The organism is Accumulibacter sp. (assembly GCF_023806625.1).
Classification (GTDB): domain Bacteria; phylum Pseudomonadota; class Gammaproteobacteria; order Burkholderiales; family Rhodocyclaceae; genus Accumulibacter.
In genome coordinates, this window is record NZ_JAMTDX010000017.1 from 1 (window position 1) to 5,179 (window position 5,179).

The 5,179-nt window shown below is 63.4% G+C and carries 7 protein-coding genes and 1 pseudogene; 7 read left to right on the forward strand and 1 reads right to left on the reverse strand.

Features of this window, described 5'->3' with window-relative positions; genetic code table 11:
* Window positions 1–1,770: endopeptidase La (lon, locus tag NFW05_RS04045; protein WP_295302954.1), on the forward strand; the 1,770-nt coding region annotated here is incomplete at its 5' end.
* On the opposite strand, the gene NFW05_RS04050 is transcribed toward lon, so the two are convergent.
* Window positions 1,757–1,891, reverse strand: coding sequence for a hypothetical protein (locus NFW05_RS04050; protein ID WP_295302955.1), 135 nt, complete (start codon window positions 1,889–1,891; stop codon window positions 1,757–1,759). The genes lon and NFW05_RS04050 overlap by 14 nt on opposite strands.
* A gap of 57 nt (window positions 1,892–1,948) precedes the next feature.
* Here NFW05_RS04050 and NFW05_RS04055 point away from each other — a divergent pair, with 57 nt between their 5' ends.
* The 6 genes and pseudogenes from NFW05_RS04055 to NFW05_RS04080 all read left to right on the forward strand — a co-directional run bounded on the left by NFW05_RS04055 (window position 1,949) and on the right by NFW05_RS04080 (window position 5,055).
* Window positions 1,949–2,149, forward strand: a complete 201-nt coding sequence (locus NFW05_RS04055) for a hypothetical protein (protein WP_295302956.1) — start codon at window positions 1,949–1,951, stop codon at window positions 2,147–2,149.
* A 6-nt stretch (window positions 2,150–2,155) separates the two neighbouring features.
* Window positions 2,156–2,452, forward strand: a pseudogene (locus NFW05_RS04060) (Druantia anti-phage system protein DruA); the annotation flags it as partial.
* A 150-nt stretch (window positions 2,453–2,602) separates the two neighbouring features.
* A complete protein-coding gene (locus tag NFW05_RS04065; protein ID WP_295302960.1) occupies window positions 2,603–3,070 on the forward strand; it encodes a transposase family protein in 468 nt (155 codons plus the stop codon).
* A 38-nt stretch (window positions 3,071–3,108) separates the two neighbouring features.
* Window positions 3,109–3,669 (forward strand): hypothetical protein, encoded by a 561-nt coding sequence (locus NFW05_RS04070; RefSeq protein ID WP_295302957.1) that lies wholly within the window; start codon window positions 3,109–3,111, stop codon window positions 3,667–3,669.
* A gap of 210 nt (window positions 3,670–3,879) precedes the next feature.
* Window positions 3,880–4,494, forward strand: coding sequence for a hypothetical protein (locus NFW05_RS04075; protein ID WP_295302958.1), 615 nt, complete (start codon window positions 3,880–3,882; stop codon window positions 4,492–4,494).
* A gap of 30 nt (window positions 4,495–4,524) precedes the next feature.
* Window positions 4,525–5,055 (forward strand): N-6 DNA methylase, encoded by a 531-nt coding sequence (locus tag NFW05_RS04080; protein ID WP_295302959.1) that lies wholly within the window; start codon window positions 4,525–4,527, stop codon window positions 5,053–5,055.
* Window positions 5,056–5,179: the final 124 nt, after the last annotated feature.

Genomic DNA, 5,179 nt, shown 5'->3' on the forward strand with positions numbered 1-5,179 from the left:
GTCAAGCGCCAGATGGAGAAGAGCCAGCGCGAGTACTACCTGAACGAGCAGGTCAAGGCGATCCAGAAGGAACTCGGCGAAGGCGAAGACGGAGCCGACCTCGACGAGCTCGACAAGAAGATCAAGGCTGCCGGAATGAGCAAGGAGGGACTTGCCAAGGCGCAGGCCGAGTTCCGCAAGCTCCGGCTGATGTCGCCGATGTCCGCAGAAGCGACCGTCGTGCGCAACTTCATCGAGACGCTGATCGGCCTCCCCTGGCGCAAACGGACGCGAATCAGCAAGGACCTCGCCGCCGCAGGGCGAATCCTCGACGCCGACCACTGGGGTCTCGAGAAGGTCAAGGAACGGATCATCGAGTACCTGGCCGTCCAGCAGCGCGTCGACCGACTGAAGGCGCCGATCCTCTGTCTGGTCGGTCCGCCCGGAGTCGGCAAGACTTCGCTCGGACAGTCGATCGCCCACGCGACCGGGCGCAAGTTCGTGCGCATGAGCCTCGGCGGGGTGCGCGACGAGGCCGAGATCCGCGGTCACCGGCGAACCTACATCGGGTCAATGCCCGGCAAGATTCTCCAGAACATGAGCAAGATCGGCGTCAAGAATCCGCTGTTCCTGCTCGACGAGGTCGACAAGATGGGCCAGGACTTCCGCGGCGACCCGAGTTCGGCGCTGCTCGAGGTTCTCGATCCCGAACAGAATTCGACCTTCGTTGATCACTACGTCGAGGTCGAGTACGACCTGTCCGAAGTGATGTTCGTCGCCACGGCGAACACGCTGAACATTCCGCCGCCGCTGCTCGACCGCATGGAAGTGATCCGCTTGTCGGGGTACACCGAAGACGAGAAGGTGAACATCGCCCAGCGCTACCTGCTGCCCAAGCAGATGAAGAGCAACGGACTGAAGACGACCGAACTGTCGGTCGCCGAGAGCGCCTTGCGCGACATCGTCCGCTACTACACGCGCGAGGCCGGCGTGCGCGCGCTCGAGCGAGACATTTCGAAGATCTGCCGCAAGGTCGTCAAGACGCTCCTGCTCAAGAAGACGCCGGGCAAGGTCGCGGTCAGCGCGCGCAATCTCGACAAGTTTCTCGGTGTGCGCCGTTTCAACTTCGGCGTCGCCGAACGAGAGAACCAGATCGGCCAGGTCACCGGCCTGGCGTGGACCGAAGTGGGTGGCGAGCTCCTGACCATCGAGTCGGTCGTCCTGCCCGGCAAGGGCAAGACGACGACCACCGGAAAGCTGGGCGAGGTGATGCAGGAATCGGTCCAGGCGGCGCTCTCGGTCGTGCGCAAGCGCGCACAGTCGCTGGGCATCGATCCCGAGTTCTACCAGAAGAGCGACATCCACATCCATCTGCCCGAGGGGGCGATCCCCAAGGACGGACCGTCGGCCGGGGTCGGCATCTGCACGGCGCTGGTCTCGGTGCTGACCGGGATCCCGGTCTGCTGTGACGTCGCGATGACCGGAGAAATCACCCTGCGTGGCGAGGTGCTGCCGATCGGCGGCCTCAAAGAGAAGCTGCTCGCCGCGGTCCGCGGCGGTCTCGCGCGCGTGCTGATTCCCGAAGAGAACGTCCGCGATCTCGCCGAAATCCCCGACAACATCAAGAACAAGCTCGAGATCATCCCGGTTCGCTGGATCGACCAGGTGCTCGGGCTGGCGCTCGAGCGCAAACCCGAGCCCTGCCAGGCGGAGGAAGTCGCGACGGCTCCGGCAACGGTGACGCCCGGTTCAGCGGAAGGGGTTGCCCCACCGATGATCACCACCCATTGACCGGGCCAGCAGGCTCGGCCGAGTCGGCGATCGAGTGTGCCGCTTCACCGGCGCTCGCGCCGGCGACCGTGCGATCCAGCCGCCCTCCGCCGATGACCTCTTCGCCGGAAGTTGCGCTCACCCGGTGATCCGGGCGGGGTGACTTTGTCCTCCCGGCAAGCCATAGGGAATCAATCGATTGCTTGTCCCCCTGAACATCGACCCGGAGGGGCTGTATAAGTGGGGTATGCAACGGGATCTTGGTGCGCTGGCTGTTCGGCTGATAGAGAAGAGCGAGGAAGCTCGTTATCGGGAGTTGATGGCGCAGCATCACGACTTGGGCGATCTGGCGAAGATCGGGCACACGCTTTGGTACGTGGCGGAGCAAGGCGAAGCGTAGGCTGCGTTGCTGAGTTCTTCTGCGGCGGCCTGGAAGTGTGGTGTTCGTGACCGGTGGATCGGCTGGGATTCTCGGCATCAGCACGACCGTCTGGGGCTGGTGGCCAACAACAGTCGCCTTCTGATCCTGCCCGCCTGGCATTGTCCGAATCTGGGGTCCAAGGTCCTCGCACTCTGCGAGCGGCGGATCGCTGCGGACTGGCAAGCCCGTTTCGGCCAGCCGCTGCTGCTCCTGGAGACCTTTGTCGACCCGTCGCGCGTCCAGGGCACGGTCTATCGGGCCGCCAACGGGACGCCTCTGGGGCTGACGCGAGGCTTTCGGCGGACCCGAGAGGGCTACAGCGCCCACGCGCAGTTGCCCAAGCGGGTCTTTGTTCGCCCGTTGCAGACCAACGCTCGAGCCCTGCTTTCCCAACCGATCCTCAACCCCCGCTATCGCACAGGAGCGCCCCGGATGATGCTCACCGCCGAACAGATGCGCACGCTTCCCGACTGCTTTGCCGACATCGCCGACCCGCGTCGCGGCCAAAGCAGGCGTCATCCCCTTCCGACCGTGCTGGCCATCGCCACGGCCGCGGTCCTGTGCGGCATGCGGGGTTACAAGGCGATCGCCGGGTGGGCCAAAGACCTCAAGCCCAAAGCGCGCGAGCGCTTTCGTTGCCGTCGCGAGAGCAGGATTTACCGCGTGCCCAGTGAATCCATCATTCGCGATGTCCTGATCCGCGTCGATCCCACAGCAGTCGATCGGGCTTGCCAGCGCTGGAACGAGGCCTACGCCCGGGACGATCCCAGTCTGGCCGTCGACGGCAAGACCATGTGCCATGCCCAGGACGAACACGGGCGCCAAACGCACATCATGAGCGTGGTCGGGCATGAGACCAGCGTCTGTCACGCCCAAAAAAAGTCGGGACCTTGCCCGTAGGCGGTGGGGAAGAACTCAAACAGACCAACGAAATCGGCATGTTCATCCCGCTGCTCGAGACGATCGACATCGAGAACAAGGACATCACGGCCGATGCGCTCCTCCCCCAGCGCAAGCTCGCAGACTACCTGGACGGGCGTCAGGCCCACTACCACTTCACCGTCAAAGGCAATCAGCCGACGCCACAGGCCGATATCACACGCCTCTTCCAGAATCGGCAGGCGCCAGACTTGACGCTCGTTTCCCCGCCGGACCATGGTCGGATCGAGGCCCGCCGCCTCTGGTGCAGCACCGCCCTCAACGCCTATCTCGATTTCCCGCACGTCGGCCAGGCGTTCCTGATCGAACGTGAGGTGCTCCACAAAAAGACGGGCAAGCGCACCTGCGAAACCGCTCGCGGCATCACCTCGGAGTATTTACAGAAAGAAGGTTGCACTGCCGCGCCGCTTCGCCATCAGCATCCTTCATCACTTCTCGGACGGCAAAACCAGCATCGCCGAAACCATGCGCCATCTCACCCGAAACATCCGCTTGCTCTTCGACTATCTGCGAATGACCAAAAACTCCATCGGCCATGCCTCCGCCTGACGCCAGTGTGAGAACAAATTTGCCGTGACTCCACACCCCTGGCAACATACTCTTGCTTGCGCTAGGCTTATACTGAGTTGTTGCTTCTTTCCTTCTCCGTATCCACGCTTTGACAACGTGAACTTTCCGAAGCGAAGCGGTGGCTGACCAGCCACTCGAATTGCAGCAGTTTACGGCCTCGATCCGACGCCGCTGACCACTCATTTCAATTGGAGACTGCCATGCCCCTGCAGAACCGCGTCAACCCCGAAGGCGAGATCTGTTGTTCCCCGGCCCGTGGCACGCTGATGGGCAATCGCGGCTGCCTGCACAATGATGCCCAGCAGATCGTCTCACGCTCGAAACGCGATGCTTGGGTCACCTGCCTCCTCGCCTTCCAGAACCGCAAGCGCGCGGTGATGAGTCCCGGCAACTACACCGAGCTCTTTTTCCTCGACGAGGCGACCGCTCTGGCTGCGGGACACCGCCCCTGCGCCACCTGCCGGCGCGATCGTTACGACGCCTTCTTGGCTGCCTGGGGCGCGGGCAACCGCAACGGTGCGAGGGTCCTGGCCGCTGAAGTCGACAAGCAAATGAAGCTGGATCGCACCGCCAGCCAGCGTCTCGAGGCGACATCGCTCAAAGGTCTGCCTGATGGCGTGATCGTCAAGCAAAAAGGCACCGGCACCTGTTACTTGGTGCGTGGCGCCAACCTTCATCCCTGGGCCTTCGCAGGCTATGGTCCAGCCGAGGCCATGAGCACGGTCGGTGGGCATTTCGTCATCCTCACCCCGGCCAGCACGGTCAAAGCCCTGCAACACGGCTACCGGGCGCAGATTCACCCCAGTGCCACATGATGCCTCCGCAAGAAGCTCAAGGGCCCGCGCTTGAGCACCCAGAGAGTCGTCCAAGGGCTCTGGAGCCTGTGCGACATCCTGCGCGATGACGGTATCACCTATCACCAGTACGTCACCGACCTGACGCTGCTGCTGTTCCTCAAGATGGCGCAAGAGACTGCCACCGAGCATCGCCTCCCGGCACCCAGGCGCTGGGCCGACGTCAAGAGCAGGCACGGCGTCGCGCACCACATCTTCCTTGGCGAGTTGCTGATCGAACTCGGCGTGGGGCCCGACCGCCTCGTCGCGGCCATCTACGCCAACGCCGGCACCTGGATCAAGGATCCACGCCACTTGGCACAACTGATTGCCGACATCAAGGGTCTGAACTCCTATTCAGCGCGCCAGGACGGCCTTGGCAACCTCGACGAAGGGCGGCTCGAAAAGAACGCCGGCGAACTCAAGAGCGGTGCCGGCCAGCACTTTACGCCACGCGCACTGATCAAGGCCATGACCCAGGTGGTCAAGCCGCAGCCCGGCGAGCTCATGCAGGACCGCCCACCGGCACCGGCGGCTTCCTGATCGTCGCCGACCGCTACACAAGGCCCATGGGAACGAGTTCTTTCACCTCGCCACCGCGCAGCAGACTGAAGTTGACCCTTTTCGGTGGACACCTGATGCTTACGCAACAAGGAGTCCAAGATGC